A 15,791-nucleotide genomic window follows, 5' to 3' on the forward strand; every position below is an offset into this window, starting at 1 on the left:
CCGACTGAACGTATACGCGGGAATGCTCCGCCCCCGCTTGAACACATACGCGGGAATGCTCCGCCCCCGCTTGCACCCTGCAGTTCGATTGCTTTCACCAGTATCCTGGAGGAGTGTCTGACGAGCTCCGAACCAATCTGACCCGCGCCGCCCTATCTTCGGCCGGTGCCGCCGCCCTCGGGATCGGCTATGCGACGCTGATCGAGCGGAATGCGTTTACGCTGCGTGAGGTCACGATGCCGGTGCTCGAGCCCGGGTCGTCGACCCTACGTGTGCTGCACATCAGCGACCTGCACATGATGCCTGGACAGCGACTGAAGCAGAACTGGCTTCGGGAACTCGACAGCCTCGACCCCGACCTCGTGGTGAACACCGGCGACAACCTGTCGCACCAGCGGGCGGTGCCCGCGGTGGTGCAGGCGCTCGGCAACCTGCTGGCACGGCCGGGACTGTTCGTGTTCGGCAGCAACGACTATTTTGCCCCGATCCCGAAGAACCCACTGAAGTATTTCAACAGGGACCACAAGCGTGTTCTCGGTGAGCCGTTGCCCTGGGGCGATCTCCGCGCGGCGTTCACCGAGCGGGGCTGGTTCGACGTCACCCACGCGCGCCGCGACCTCGAGGTCGGCGGAGTCCGGATCGCATCGGCGGGTGTCGACGACCCGCATCTCAAACGGGACAGGTACGACACCATCGCCGGGCCACCGAACCCACTGGCAGATCTGCGTCTGGGCCTCACCCACTCCCCCGAACCGCGCGTCCTCGACCGTTTCGCGAACGACGGTTACGACCTGGTGCTGGCGGGCCACACCCACGGTGGTCAGCTGTGCCTGCCGTTCTTCGGCGCCCTGGTGACCAACTGCGACATCGACCGGTCGCGGGTGAAGGGCCCGTCCCGGTGGGGTACCCACACCCAGCTGCACGTGTCAGCCGGAATCGGGACGTCACCGTGGGCGCCCGCGCGCTTCTGCTGCCGGCCCGAGGCGACGTTGCTGACGTTGGTTCCGGCTCATCGCGGCGGCTCGACCTCCGGTGTCGAGCAGAGTCGCACGAGCCCGTCGACAAGCACGGTCTTACGTAACTGACCAGGGGATTTAAACTCCGCTGGCTCGGTGCTGTAAGCTAGCCGAGGTTCAACACGGGGTGTGGCGCAGCTTGGTAGCGCGCTTCGTTCGGGACGAAGAGGTCGTGGGTTCAAATCCCGCCACCCCGACAGTGTGAGCAGATCAGAGGCCCTCTCCGCATCGCGGAGGGGGCCTCTGGCGTATCCGGGTCCGCAGTGGTTCAAATACGGTCCCCCACGCGGCGGCATCATGGGCATTGGTGGTCGGGTACACCGTGGTGGCGGCACCCGCGCACATCACCGCGAAGTCCACCAAAACCCATTCGTAGCGGGTCGATGACGCGAACGCGACTCGTTCCTCGGGCGCGACGCCCAACGAGATCAGGCCCGCAGCGATCAACCGGACGCGGTCACCGACTTGTTGCCAGGTGACACTCACCCAGCCTCCGTTGTCCGGGAGTCGGAACGCCTCGGCGTGTGGGGTGGCGGTGATGCAGTCGAGGAACAACCGGGCGACCGAGGGTGCCCGATGGTCGATCGTGGTGAGGTCCGGGTTCGACGTCTCGTAGCCGGCGGAAGACAACCCGGCTTGTCATTCAGATATACATCGCGGGATCGATGTAGGTGGTCGGATCGACCAGCGCTTCGCGTTGTCTCAGCGTGCGCGGCCGGGCCACTCCGGGTATCCCTGTGACGATCGAATCGGCCGGAACATCCTTGGTGACCACCGAGTTTGCCCCGATGGCACACTCGTCACCGATCGTCACGGGGCCGAGGACCTTCGCTCCGGCGCCGATGGTGACCCGGTTGCCGATCGTGGGGTGGCGTTTGACCTTCGCATGGGACCGCCCGCCGAGCGTCACACCGTGATAGAGCATCACGTCGTCGCCGATCTCGGTGGTCTCCCCGATCACCACACCCATCCCGTGGTCGATGAAGAACCGGCGGCCGATCGTCGCACCGGGATGTATCTCGATCCCGGTCAGGAAGCGGGCGAACTGTGACACCATCCGGGCCACCCCCCGCAGTACGGGTTTCTGCCACAACCGGTGGGCTAGCCGGTACGACCAGATCGCGTGCAGACCCGGGTAGACGAGGGCATTCTCCACGTCCCCACGCGCGGCCGGGTCGTGGTCACGCGCGTTCTTCAGATCCTCACGAAGGGTGTACAGCACGTTCACGACATTCAGTCCCGGATGTGTTCGAACAGCGGCGTGGAGATGTACCGCTCACCGAAGTCCGGAACCACCACAACGATCAGCTTGCCCGCATTTCCCGGCCGCTTGGCCAATTCGAGCGCACCCCACACATTCGCCCCGGATGAGATTCCGCCGAGGATGCCTTCCTGCGTCCCGAGTTCACGCGCCACCCGCACCGCCTCGGTGAACTCGACGTCGATGATCTCGTCGTAGATGTCGCGGTCGAGCACCTCGGGAACGAAGTTGGCGCCGATGCCCTGGATCTTGTGAGGACCGGGTTGGCCACCGGTAAGGATGGGGGAATCCGCGGGTTCGACGCCGACGATCTGCACCTCGGACTTGCGGGCCCTGAGGTTTCGGCCGACCCCGGTGAGGGTGCCGCCCGTGCCGATACCGGCGACGAAGATGTCGATCTCGCCGTTGGTGTCGTCCCAGATTTCCTCGCCGGTGGTGCGGTAGTGGATGTCAGGATTGGCCGGGTTCGAGAACTGGCGGGCCGGGATCGCGTTCTCGGTATTCGCGATGATCTCCTCCGCTTTCGCTACCGCCCCCGCCATTCCCTGCGCACCCGGGGTGAGAACGATTTCGGCACCGTAGGCGCGCAGCATGACGCGACGCTCGGTGGACATGGTGTCCGGCATCGTGAGGATCACCTTGTAACCGCGGGCCGCCCCGACCATCGCCAGAGCGATGCCGGTGTTGCCGCTGGTGGCCTCGACGATGGTTCCGCCGGGCTTCAGCTCACCGGACTTCTCGGCGGCATCGATGATGGCCACGCCGATGCGGTCCTTGACGCTGTTCGCCGGATTGTAGAACTCCAGCTTCGCCACCACCTGCGCTCCCAGCCCATCGGCCAACCGATTGAGCCGAACGAGCGGCGTGCGCCCCGCCAGCTCGGTGACATTGTTGTAGATCTTGCCCATACGTGATCCCTTTCTCCACGCCGCGCCGATGTCTTCGACATCGGCTACGACTGACCTCGCAATGTTCCGACCCTTCGAGTTGTGGGACTGCTCGAGGGTGACATCGGTGATCATGTTGCCACCGCCCTGCCACGGCGGCATATCCGCCGGCACATCGGACTTGCCGTACAACACGCGCTTCCGGGGGCCGAAGACTTGCGACCGGAGAAGGCGAAGAAATCCGGATCCATCGACTGCATTCGACACCTGCTGCACAGCAACGAGATTCGTGCGATCAGACAGCAGCCTGGAGTACTCCTCCATCATCAGCTACCCAGCGTCGTCGACCGGGAATACGCGGATCACCGACCCCGTTTCCGACGCCGGCATCTGCCACGGCACGATATCAGTAAGGAGCACCACACCCGCAGCCCGGGACTCACAGACCACGATCGATCAGGTCGAGGATTTCCTCGCTCGTCGCGGCGTGAATCTTGTCGACCGTGTCGGCATGCGCATCGGGGGCCCCGCCGACCTCGGCCAGCAGCCTTTCCAGCCGCTGCGCGATCGCCGACCGCGCCTCGCTGTCTTCGCCGAGCTCGGCGATGGTCGCGCGAAGCCGGTCGACGTCGGCAAGGGCCACCGACACCGGGTCCGGAACGAGTTCGGAGCGTAGGAACTCGGCGACGGCACGCGGACTCGGGTGATCGAAGACCATGGTCGGCGGCAGCCGCAGCCCGGTGGCGGCACCGAGATGGTTGCGGAGCGCGACGGCTGCCAGCGAGTCGAAGCCGAGTTCCTTGAACGCCTGATCGGGGTCGACCGAGTCCGACGCGTCGTAACCCAGTACTGCGGCGGCTCCGGTCCGTACCAGGTCGAGCATCAGGTGCCGTTGTTCGGGAATCGACCGATCTGCAAGGCGCTGAGCCCAATTCGACGGGCCGGACCCGTTCGATCCGGTCACGACCGAGTCCGACGCCGCGGCGCGCGGGCGTAGTTCGCGGATCAGGCCGCGCAGCGGGGCGGGAAGGTAGGGCGCCGCCGAACCGGAATGGTCGAACCGAGCGGCCACCACAGTCGGCGCACCGGCGGTCAACGCGCTGTCGAACAGTGCCAGGCCGTCGTCAGCGGTCATCGGAACCATTCCGCTGCGGCGCGCTCGGACGAGATCGATCGAGCCGAGATTGTCGGTCATCGCGCTCGGTGGTGCCCACATGCCCCACGCGATCGAGACCGCGGGCCGCCCGAGGGCTCGACGATGATGGGCGAGAGCGTCGAGAAACATGTTCGCGGCCGCGTAATTCGCCTGCCCGGGTGCCCCGAGGACGCCGGCGAGGGACGAGAACATGACGAAGGCCCGCACCTCGCATGTCGCGGTCAGCCGGTGCAGGTGCCAGGCCGCATCGACTTTCGGCCGCAGCACCGTGTCGAGCCGCTCGGGGGTGAGCGAAGCGAGGGTGGCGTCGTCGATCACGCCGGCCGCGTGGATCACCGCCGTCAGAGGGTGTTCCGACGGTATCCGGGCCAGCAACCCCGCGACTGCGGACTCGTCGGAGGTATCGCAGGCAACGACGCTGACCTCGGCCCCCATACCGCTGAGGTCGCGGCACAGCTGGTCGCAACCCTCCGCGTCGGGTCCGCGCCGGCTGGTCAGCAACATGTGCCGTGCCCCGTGCTCGGTCACGAGGTGGCGAGCCACCAGCGATCCCACCGTGCCGGTGCCGCCGGTGACGAGAACGGTGCCGTGGGGATCGAATCGCGAACCGGAGTCGTCGACCGCAGGCATACGTCGCAACCGAGGCGCAAGCAAGGTCCCGTTCCGGGCCGCCAATTGCGGTTCCCCGCTCGCCAGTGCCGATGTGATCACGGCTTCCGCGTCCGAGGCTTCATCGAGATCGATGAGCACCATGCGATCGGGGTTCTCGTTCTGCGCGGAGCCCACGAGGCCCCACACTGCCGCGGCTGCGAGGTCGGGCCGATCATCTCGATCCTGCCCGTCGTCGGTGACCATCGCATTGCGGGTCACGATCACCAGCGGGCTGTCGGCGAAATCCTCGTCGTCGAGCCACTCCTGCAGCAGTCGGAGTATCCGAGCGCACAGTTCATGGGTCGCTTCCGGGCCTTGCTCGCCCTCGGTGCCACACCCCACCAGCACCGTCCAGGGCCGTCCCTCGCCTTCGTCCGGCGCGGTCGCCATCACTGTTCGCAACGCCGCCACGTCGGGACAGCTCGGGAAGATCCCACCAATGGGCGAGTCGCCGAGGACGACCACCGGGCCGAGGGTCCGCTCGGGCGAGGAAGCCTCGACCGGAATCCAGGCCGTCCGGTGCAGTCGCCGATCCGCTCGACGGCCTGCGCCTTCCCCGTCGACCGGTCTCGGCACCACCTGCAGCGCATCGATGGTCAGCACCGGCTCACCTTCGGGGTCGACAGCGGCGACGCGATACCGCCCGTCCTCGCTCGCTGCGAACCGCACCGACACGGCGTCCGCTCCGACGGTGTGCAGTCGGATTCCCGACCAGGTCAACGGCCAGTCGTCCGATCCGAGGATGGGCTCGAGCGCCGCCTGCAGCAACTCCGGGTGGATGCCGAAGCCGCTCGTGTCGGTGCCGTCTTCGAGGCGCACCTCGGCCTCGGCGTCCCCCGAGACCTGTTGCGGTACCGCGGCGGCAGGGCTGACGACGTCGTCGATCGTCGCCGACACGTTCTGCACCCAGGTGTCCGAACCGTCGGTCTCCTCCAGGTTCGAGGAGATGGTGACGATACGACCGCCGGTGGTGGTGGTCGGCGACACGAGCACCCGAACCAAAACGCGACCGGTCGGCGGGAGGATCAGTGGGTGGTCCAGGGTGAGTTCCTGGATGTGGTCGAGACCGACGTAATGAGCTGCATGCAATGTAAGTTCGACCAACACCGCCGGCATCAGCGTCTGCCCGTCGTCGGTCGAGGGCGGATCGCCGTCGTCGACCAGTGCTCTGGTGAGCCACGAATCTCTGTGCAGCGAAAGCTGTCCGGTGAACATCACCGCGTCGTCTTCGAGTCGCACCACCGCGCCGAGCAGCGGATGATTCGCCGGGCTCAACCCCAGTTCCGTCGGGTCGCCGGTATTTCGCGTGGGCTCCGACGGCCAGAAGGATCGACGCTGGAATGCATAGGTAGGCAGTTCCACCCGGCGACGACCGGGAAGCACCCGATCCCAGTCGATCGTGACACCCTGCACATAGGCGGCAGCGACCGCCTCGATGAGCCCGTGCGCCTCGTCTCCGCGGCCGGGCAAGGTAGCGATGGCATTCGGGACGACTTCGGCAGCCTGTGCGGCCAGAGCGGAGCCGGGACCGACTTCGACGAGGTGGGTGACGCCGATTTCGTCGAGGGCGCGAATGCCGTCATGGAAACGCACCGGCCGCCGGATGTGCTGCGCCCAGTACCCCGGAGAGGTGAGTTCCTCTGCGGTCGCGATGCATCCGGTCACGTTGGAGACGATCGGAACCTTGGGCGGCTGCGCCGTCAGCCTCGACACGACGGTGGTGAACTGGTCGAGGATGGGTTCCATCAGGGCGGAATGGAAGGCCCGCGTGACCCGCAGGCTCGTGGTCTTCATTCCGGCGGTGGACAGTTCGGAAGCGACGGCGCGCACGTCGCGTTCGCCGCCCGCGAGGACCACCGATTCGGCGCCGTTGACGGCCGCGAGATCGACCCGGGCATTCATCTGCGCCGCGACGTCCTCCGCGCGTGCCCTTACGGCGATCATCCGGCCCGGTTCGGTCGACTGCATCAACCGTCCGCGTTCACCCACCAGGGCGGCGGCATCGGGCAGATCGAACACCCCCGCGACGTGTGCGGCGGTGATCTCGCCGATCGAATGACCGATCAGGTAGTCGGGGGTGATGCCCCAATCCCGCAGCAGCCGATAGAGCGCGACCTCGACGGCGAACAGCGCCGGTTGGGTGTTTTCGGTGCTGTCGAGCTTCGCATCGGCACCCTCGGAGTCATCCCAGATCACCTGCCGCACCGGGATCTCCACATGTTCGTCGAGTGCGGAACAGGCCTCGTCGAGGGCGCGGGCGAACACCGGGTAGGCCTCGTAGAGGCCGCGGCCCATTCCGATCCGTTGCGCGCCCTGGCCGGTGAACATGAATGCCGTCTTGCCGCGGTCGCTCGTCCCGGCGATGACGTTGCCGCCCGGTCGCCCCTCGATGATGCGGGCCAGGCCGCCACGCAGGTCGGCGAACGTCTCACCGGTCACCGCAGCGCGATGCGCAAAGCCGGATCGGGTGGCCAGCGAGTACGCGATGTCGGCCGGATCCGGGAGATCTTCCTCGCTCTTGTCGAGGAAGTCCGCCAACCGCGCGGCCTGCCCCCGCAGCGCGTCGCCGGTCTTTCCGGAAATCACCCAGACCAGTGGCTTTGCCGGCGGCGAGACGATCGGGGTTGCGACGGCAGGTGGCTGTTCGAGGATCATGTGCGCGTTCGTTCCGCTGATGCCGAACGACGAGACCCCCACGCGGCGAGGCCGTCCGGTCTCCGGCCACGCCACCGGTTCGGCGAGCAGAGACACCTCGCCCGCGGTCCAGTCGACGTGCCGGGTGGGTGCGTCGCCGTGCAGGCTCGGTGGCAGCACACCGTGCCGCATCGCCATCACCATCTTGATCACGCCGGCCACCCCCGCCGCCGCCTGGGAGTGACCGATGTTCGACTTGACCGAACCGAGCAACAGCGGCCTGCCCCCCCGATCCTGCCCGTACGCGGACAGCAGGGCCTGCGCCTCGATCGGGTCACCGAGGGTCGTGCCGGTGCCGTGTGCTTCCACGGCGTCGATGTCGGCGGGGCCGAGCGCGGCATCGGCCAACGCTTGCCGGATCACCCGCTCCTGGGACGGCCCGTTCGGGGCGGTCAGCCCGTTGGAGGCGCCGTCCTGGTTGACCGCCGATCCGCGGATGATCGCCAGCACCCGGTGACCGTTGCGTTCTGCGTCGCTGAGCCGCTCGAGCACCACCATGCCCGAGCCTTCGCTGAGCCCGGTGCCGTCAGCCGAGCCGGAGAACGGCTTACACCGTCCGTCAGGGGCAAGCCCGCGCTGACGGCTGAACTCGATCAGAACACCGGGTGTGGCCATCACCGTCGCCCCGCCTGCCAGCGCAAGCGAGCATTCACCGTCGCGCAGCGCTCGGGCCGCGAGATGCATGGCCACAAGCGACGACGAGCACGCCGTGTCGACGGTGACTGCGGGACCGGTGAAGCCGAAAGTGTAGGAGATCCGGCCGGAAGCCACACTGTTGCTGGTCCCGGTCATCAGGTAGCCCTCGGCGTCGATATTTCGCTGACTCATCAGATGGAAGCCGTAGTCGCCACCCATCATCCCGACGAACACCCCGGTGTCGGTGAGACCGGGCGAGTTCGGCCGGATACCCGCCTGCTCGAGGGCTTCCCAGGCGCACTCGAGCAGCAGTCGGTGCTGCGGGTCCATCGCGATCGCCTCGCGGGGGCTGATGCCGAAGAACGCGGCGTCGAATTCGTCGGCGTCGTAGAGGAACCCTCCCGAGCTCATGTAGGTCGTGCCGCTGCGGTCCGGGTCGGGGTCGTACACCTCGTCGAGATTCCAGCCTCGGTTGTCGGGGTACGCGCCCACGGCGTCGTGGCCATCGCGGACGAGTCGCCACAGGTCGTCCGGGCAGTACACCTTTCCCGGGTACCGGCAGGCCATCCCGACGATCACGATCGGGTCGTCGCCCCTGCGAGTCTGCGCCGGCCGGGTGGGTTGCGGAGCAGCACTGCTGCCGAGCAGGCGATCCTCGAGTTCCCGGGTGAGCGCATCCGCGGTGGGATAGTCGAAAACGACAGTTGCAGAGAGTCTTACACCGGTAGCGGTCGCCAACTGATTACGCAATTGCACGGCGGTGAGCGAGTCGAATCCCAGCTGCTTGAAGGCACGTTCCGGGTCGATCGCCTCTTTTCCGTCGTGGCCGAGTACGGCGGCCACGTGGGTGGTGACGATATCCAGAACTCGGCTGTGCCGCTCTCCGGGATCCAGTGCACGCAGTTCGTCGGCCAGGCCCGTCGCCGAATCGGCGGCAGCGGCGCGGCGACGACGGGTACCGAGGACTCGGCGCAGGATCGGCGGTACCGATTCACCGTCGGACCGGGAGGAGCGTGTCGAGAGCCGGATCGGCACGATCAACGGACGGTTCACCGCGAGCGCGGCGTCGAACATGGCCAGTCCCGACTCCGGGCTGATGGTGTCGATGCCGGTGCGCTGCAACCGATCGAGGTCGGCCGCATTCAGATGGGACGTCATCCCGCTGGGTCGGTCCCACAATCCCCACGCCATGGAGATCGCCGGCAACCCGCGGACACGACGGTGCTGCGCGAGTGCGTCGAGGAAGACATTCGCTGCCGCGTAGTTGGCCTGGCCGGCGCCACCGAGAACACCCGCCGCAGAGGAAAAGAGTACGAACGCCGACAAGTCGCGGTCGCGCGTGAGTTCGTGCAGATTCCAGGCACCGTCCACCTTGGGGCGAAGGACGGTGTGCAACTGTTCCGGACTCAACGTGGCAGCGGTGCCGTCGTCGAGGACACCGGCGGCGTGGATCACCCCGGACAGGTCGGGAATGTCGGCGAGCAGCGCGGCCACCGCTGCGCGGTCGGCCACATCACAGACGGCCGCGCGGACCTCCGTCCCGAAATCGGACTCCGGTTCGGTGAACTCGGCTCGCAGTTCGGCCACCCTCTCGGCATCGAGCGCGTGCCGGCCGGTCAACACGAGCCGGCGCACCCCGTACCGCGCCACCAGGTGTCGGGCGATCAGTCTGCCGATAGTTCCTGTGCCACCGGTGATCACGACCGTTCCGTTCGGACCGAAGGGGGCCGGGTCCGCTTCGAGTGCAGCTTGGGCGGGCGTCACCGCAGCGAGCATGGGCGCCAGCAGTACACCTTCCCGGATCGCCAGCTGAGGTTCGTTGCAGGCCAATGCCGTTGACAGCAGCGTAGAGTCGCGGAGCTCACTGCGCCGCACGTCCAGATCCACCAGGGTGATGCGGTCCGGATGCTCATGTTGCACCGCACCGATCAGGCCCCACGCGGGTGCGGCAGACACGTTCTCGATCGGGTCTTCGTCGCGGACCGCCACTGCGAGCCTGGTCGTGACCAGGAGGCGGGTCTCTGCCAGACGATCCTCGCGGAGCCAGGACTGGACCGCCCGCAACGTCGCCTCCGCGGCGGCGTGCGCCCGGGTCGGCATATCCGGCCCGTCACCCGGTTCGCAGGCCAGCCACAGCACGCGACCTGCGGGATCACCGCCGGCGAGCGCCTCCTCGAGCGGCATGAGGTCTGCCGTAGGCGTGATGGATGCACCGACCGGCATCCACTCCACGCGGTAGAGGCTGTCAGCGGCCCCGGCGGCCGGTACGCCCGCATCCCCGAGCGGGCGCAGCGCCAGCGAATCCGCGGTCACCACCGTTGTGCCTGCCGCGTCGTAAGCGGATACCCGGTATCGCTCGGGCCCGGTCGTGGTGATGTGCACACGCAAGGCAGTTGCGCCCACGGCGTGCAGCTGCACGTTGTCCCAGGCGAACGGCAACCGGATGTCGCGGGCACCGGTCTCTGCGGCTCCGAACGCAATCACGTGCAGCGCCGCGTCGAGTACCGCCGGGTGGATCCCGTATCCCGCAACCGCCGCGGCCGGGTCCTCTCCGCCCAGCCGCACCTCGCCGTACAACTCGTCACCGCGGCGCCACGCTGCCCGGAGACCCCGGAACGTGGGGCCGTACCCGTAGCCGGCCTCGTCGAGCAGCCGGTAGAGGCCTCGCACGTCTATCGGCGTGACGTCCGCGGGCGGCCACTGCTGTTCGGGGGACTCGGCGGTGTCCACGGCCGCCGAGAGCGTGCCGGCGGCGTGCCGAGTCCATGGAGTTTCTCCCGAGTCCTCCGCCGGCCGGGAGTACACCGACACCGTGGATCGGCCGGCCTCGCCGTCGGCGAGCACGCTCACCTGTACCGCGACCTCACCCTCGGCGGGAATCACCAGGGGCGCCTCGATGGCGAGTTCCTCGAGCCGACCGCACCCGATGCGGTTCCCCGCGTGCAGGGCGAGCTCCACGAAGGCCGTTCCGGGCAGTATCACGGTGCCGCTGACCGCGTGATCGCTCAGCCACGGAAGACGTTGTCGCGAAAGCAATCCCGTGAACACCGCACCGCGGCTGTCGCCGAGTTCGACCGACGCGGCGAGCATCGGATGCCCACCGGTTTCCATGCCCGCCGACGCGACGTCACCGTGCGGCGCAGGACTGTCCAGCCAGTAGCGGCGGTGCTGAAAGGCATATGTGGGCAGGTCCACCCACTGCTGCCGATCGTCGCGCCCCGCCCACCTCACCCGGTTCCACTCGATGTTCACTCCGTACACCTGTGCCTCGGCGAGTGCGGCGGTGAACTGGCGTAGGCCTGCACGGTCGCGCCGGAGGGTGCCGATGACTCGGCCGGCAATGGCGGCCGCCTCGAGAGTTTCCTGCATCGGCACGGTCAGAACAGGATGACTACACGCCTCGACGAACAATCGGTACCCGTCCGCGGCCAGCGACCTCGTCGCCTGCTCGAACCGAACCGTGCGGCGCAGATTCCGGTACCAATAGTCCGCGTCGAGCGCGGTGCCTTCCAATGCGCCACCCGTCACCGCCGAGTAGAACGGAATCCGCGACCGGCGGGGCGTAATCGAGTCGAGGGCTTCGAGAATCGGCTCGCGCAGCACTGAGACATCCGCACAGTGCGATGCGTATTCCACAGCGATCCGCCTGGCCTGGACGCCGTCGCCCTGCCACTGCCCGACCAGGGTATCGAGGGCGTCGACGGCGCCGGACAGCACCGTCGCGGACGGCCCGTTGATCGCCGCCACCTCGACGGCGCCGGCCCAGGGTTCGATCTTCGCCCGCACGACGTCCGGCGGCAGTGCCACCGAAGCCATCCCGCCGCCACGCCGCGCCGACGCGGCGATCACCTTGCTGCGTGCCGCGACGACCAGTGCCGCGTCCGAAAGGCTCAGCGCGCCGGCGACGTAGGCGGCGGCGATCTCGCCCTGCGAGTGCCCGACCACAGCCGCAGGTTCGACGCCGTGTGAACGCCACAGTTGTGCGAGACCCACCATCACCGCGAACAGCGCCGGTTGCACCACGTCGACCCGGTTCAGCGAGTCCGGATCAGGGTCGCGCAGCACGCCCTCCAGCGAGAACTCCGTGTACGGGGCCAGCGCGTCGGCGCACTCCCGCACGCCGGCGGCGAACACCGGCGACGAATCCAGTAGCTCGGTGGCCATGCCCACCCACTGCGAGCCCTGGCCGGGGAACACGAACACCGGCCGGTCCCCCGCTTCCAACGCCGTGCCGGTGACCACGTCGGGGCTCGGCGCGCCTCGGCTCAGCGCGTCGAGGCCCGCCAGTAGCCCCCGGGGCTCTGCGCCGATCACGGCGGCGCGGTGGTCGAATGTGGCACGCGACCCCAGCAGAGCCGCGGCCACCACCGCGGGCGTCAGTTCGGGGTGGGCGGCGGCGTACTCGCGCAACCGCTCGGCCTGATTGCGTAGCGCGAGTTCGGTGTGGCCCGAAACGAACCAGGCTACGACCTCGGCGGAGGGAGACGTCGATTCGTGAGACCGCGGCTCGGCCGGTGAGAACTGTTCCAGAATGACGTGCGCGTTGGTCCCGCTGATGCCGAACGACGAGACCGCCGCCCGGCGGGGCCGTTCGACCTCCGGCCACTCCTGATTCTCGGTGAGCAGGGACACCGCGCCGGCGGACCAGTCGACGTGTGGGGTGGGCCGGTCGACGTGCAGCGTTTTCGGTAGGACGCCGTATCGCATCGCCATGATCATCTTGATCACTCCGGCGACGCCGGCGGCCGCCTGGGTGTGCCCGAGGTTCGACTTCACCGAGCCGAGCCACAGCGGCCGCTCGGCGGGACGTTCGCGGCCGTAGGTTGCCAACAGAGCCGATGCCTCGATCGGATCCCCCAGTGTGGTGCCGGTACCGTGCGCCTCGACCGCGTCGATATCTGCCGGGCCGAGTCCGGCGCTTGCCAGCGCCTGCCGTATCACGCGCTCCTGGGCCTGTTTGTTCGGTGCGGTCAGGCCGTTGCTGGCACCGTCCTGGTTCACCGCACTGCCGCGGATGACGGCCAGTATCCGGCGACCGTTGCGCTCTGCGTCGGACAGGCGTTCCAACGCGATCATCGCCGCGCCTTCGCCCCAAGCCGTACCGTCCGCGGCGGCGGAGAACGCCTTGCACCGCCCGTCTCGGGCCAGCCCGCGCTGGCGACTGAACTCCACGAACACCCCTGGGGTCGACATGACGGTCGCTCCGCCGGCCAGTGCCAGTTCACACTCACCGCTGCGCAGCGCTTGCATGGCGAGGTGGATGGACACCAACGACGACGAGCACGCAGTATCGACAGTGATCGCGGGACCACACAGGCCGAAGCTGTACGCCACTCTGCCGGAGGCAACGCTCATGGCGTTGCCGGTGATGAAGTAACCCTCGAGGTCTTCGGGCGGCCTGCCGCCGGCCAGCGCCGAGTAGTCGATACCGGACAGCCCGGTGAAGACCCCGATCTGGTTACCATTCACCGACCTCGGATCGATGCCGGCATGTTCGAAGGTTTCCCAGCTCGTTTCGAGGAGAAGACGCTGCTGCGGGTCCATGGCCAGCGCCTCGCGCGGAGAGATGCCGAAGACCTCCGGATCGAACCCGCCCGGGTCGTCGAGAAAGCTGCCCTGCACCGTGTAGGTCTTACCGGCCTGCTCGGCCTTCGGATCGTAGAGTTCCGCCAGCCCCCAGCCCCGCTCCGCGGGGAACTCGGAGACGGTATCCGAACCCGATTCCACCAAGCGCCACAAGTCCTGCGGCGACCGCACCCCGCCGGGAAATCTGCAACCTATGCCGATGACCGCGATCGGTTCGCGGCTCACCCCCTCGGCCTCGCGAAGCTTCTCCCGGGCCTGGTACAGGTCCGCGGTGACCCGCTTCAGATAATCGAGGAGTTTCGCCTGATCGGCCATACGAGATCAGCTCCTAACCGAGAGCACCCCCCGTACCAGCGCGGAATCCCGATTGTATCCGCCGCGACCGCCCGAATTCAGCGATCTGCACTTCAGAGCTTGTAACCGATCGTGCGAAGCAGCGCCTTGCGGTCGTCGACGTCGGCACTCGTCTCCACGCCGGCAGGTGGGCCCCCGTCGATCACACCGGCAATGCCCCGGCCGAGTTCCGTCTCGGCCACGATGATCTCGACGGGGTTGGCCGTAGCGCAGAAGATGCCGCACACCTCCGCTACCTGCTTCAGCGTGTTCAGGACGTTCACCGGATAGCCGTCCTCCAGGAACACGAAGAACGAGTGGCCCGCGCCGACCGCGAGCGCATTGCGCGTGGCCAAGTCTACGAGGCGGTCGTCATTGCCCGAGCAGCGCACGAGACGGGGCCCGGAGGCCTCGCAGAACGCCACACCGAACCTAAGGTGCGGACTCACTCCGACCAGTGCCTCGTGCAGATCCTCGACGGTCTTGATGAAGTGGGCCTGCCCGACGATCACGTTCATGTCCTCGGGCTTGTCGACCGCCACGATGTGCAGCTCCACGATCGCCTCCTCGGATGCCTGCGAATCGGCAGGCCAGCGTAAGAAGTCAGTCTGCCTCGCACCGGCAGGGACGGCAACGAGTTCGCCGCGAATACCCGGATCAGGACGGCGTGATCGGAACGGTGCCCGGTCGGCCCGGGTCGACGTCGTGGCGGCGAAGCCAGTCGGTGAGAGGCGCCGGCAGTTCGCTCGGCCGGTCGCCCCAGTCGTAGACCACGGTGCTGCCCGCCGCCCAGTCGTGCAAGGCTCGACGCCGCTTGCCCAGCACGATCGGGATCAGGCCGATCCACAGGATGAAGCTGATCGGGAAGACGAGCGTGCGGATCGCGGCCTGGCCCGGGCTGATCGGGCTGCCGTTGCGACCGACCACACGCAACCCGACCAGACCCTTGCCGATCGAACGACCGGTCAGGGTGAGCCCGATCCAGAAGTAGAGGAACCCGAAGGTGAGGTAGCCGAGGCTGTACCAGAACCCGGTGTGATCGGCGGTGAACTCACCGCCGGTGAACAACTCCGCGAGGAACACACCGACCGCGACGACGACGCCATAGGAGAACGACACGGTGAAGACGTCGACCGCGAAGGCGGTCAAGCGGGTGACGCCGCCGGCCAGCCGACCGGTCACGCTGCCGTCGGTGATGGTGGCCGTTTCGCGGGGCCGGCGCAAGATCCGGCTGACGACACCGACGAGCACCAAGTCGACGCCGACGAGCTGACGGCGGATCGCGTCGAGCAGTCTGGTCATCACCCCGCGGCTGGCGTTACTGACGATGACATCGATCTGCGCCCGTTCCACCAGCGCGGGCACGTCGACCCGGCCGACGATCCCGTCGATGTCGACACGCGAGATCAGCGCGTTCACATCGACCCGCCCCATCAGCGCATCGACATCGAGCCGTGCCACCAGCGCATCGACATCGAGCCGTGCCACCAGCGCATCGACGTCGAGCGATTCGAGCACCGCATCGAGATCGAGACGGCCCAGCACCGCATCGAGATCGAGACGCTCCAGCA

The 15,791-nt window shown here is 67.7% G+C and carries 6 protein-coding genes, 1 tRNA gene and 1 pseudogene; 2 read left to right on the forward strand and 6 right to left on the reverse strand.

Translation table 11 applies throughout. From position 1 onward, the window contains the following. Nucleotides 1-113 precede the first annotated feature (113 nt). Nucleotides 114-1,085, forward strand: a complete 972-nt coding sequence (locus WAW17_RS22450; protein ID WP_422335117.1) for a metallophosphoesterase — start codon at nt 114-116, stop codon at nt 1,083-1,085. Nucleotides 1,086-1,139: 54 nt separating this feature from the next. Continuing rightward, nucleotides 1,140-1,213: transfer RNA gene (locus WAW17_RS22455), tRNA-Pro, on the forward strand. 91 nt (nt 1,214-1,304) lie between these two features. On the opposite strand, the pseudogene WAW17_RS22460 reads toward WAW17_RS22455, so the two are convergent. From WAW17_RS22460 to WAW17_RS22485, 6 genes and pseudogenes are all read right to left on the reverse strand, one after another. Further along, nucleotides 1,305-1,646 (reverse strand): annotated as a pseudogene (locus WAW17_RS22460) (AMP-binding protein); the annotation flags it as partial. A 13-nt stretch (nt 1,647-1,659) separates the two neighbouring features. After that, complete coding sequence (gene epsC, locus WAW17_RS22465) at nt 1,660-2,244, reverse strand: serine O-acetyltransferase EpsC (protein WP_422335118.1); 585 nt, start codon at nt 2,242-2,244, stop codon at nt 1,660-1,662. Nucleotides 2,245-2,249: 5 nt separating this feature from the next. Then, the gene (gene cysK, locus WAW17_RS22470; protein ID WP_422335124.1) at nt 2,250-3,185 is read right to left on the reverse strand and encodes a cysteine synthase A; all 936 of its coding nucleotides are present in this window, start codon (nt 3,183-3,185) and stop codon (nt 2,250-2,252) included. A gap of 418 nt (nt 3,186-3,603) precedes the next feature. Further along, nucleotides 3,604-14,202 carry an SDR family NAD(P)-dependent oxidoreductase gene (locus WAW17_RS22475; RefSeq protein WP_422335119.1) on the reverse strand — a complete coding sequence of 3,533 codons (10,599 nt, stop codon included), beginning with the start codon at nt 14,200-14,202 and terminating at the stop codon, nt 3,604-3,606. 92 nt (nt 14,203-14,294) lie between these two features. Continuing rightward, on the reverse strand, nt 14,295-14,777 hold the full coding sequence (locus WAW17_RS22480) for an adenosine-specific kinase (RefSeq protein WP_422335120.1): 483 nt from the start codon (nt 14,775-14,777) through the stop codon (nt 14,295-14,297). A gap of 100 nt (nt 14,778-14,877) precedes the next feature. Continuing rightward, nucleotides 14,878-15,791 (reverse strand): RDD family protein (locus tag WAW17_RS22485; protein WP_422335121.1); only part of this gene is annotated, 914 nt, incomplete at its 5' end.

Source organism: Rhodococcus sp. (in: high G+C Gram-positive bacteria), assembly GCF_049286785.1.
Lineage (GTDB): Bacteria > Actinomycetota > Actinomycetes > Mycobacteriales > Mycobacteriaceae > Rhodococcus_F.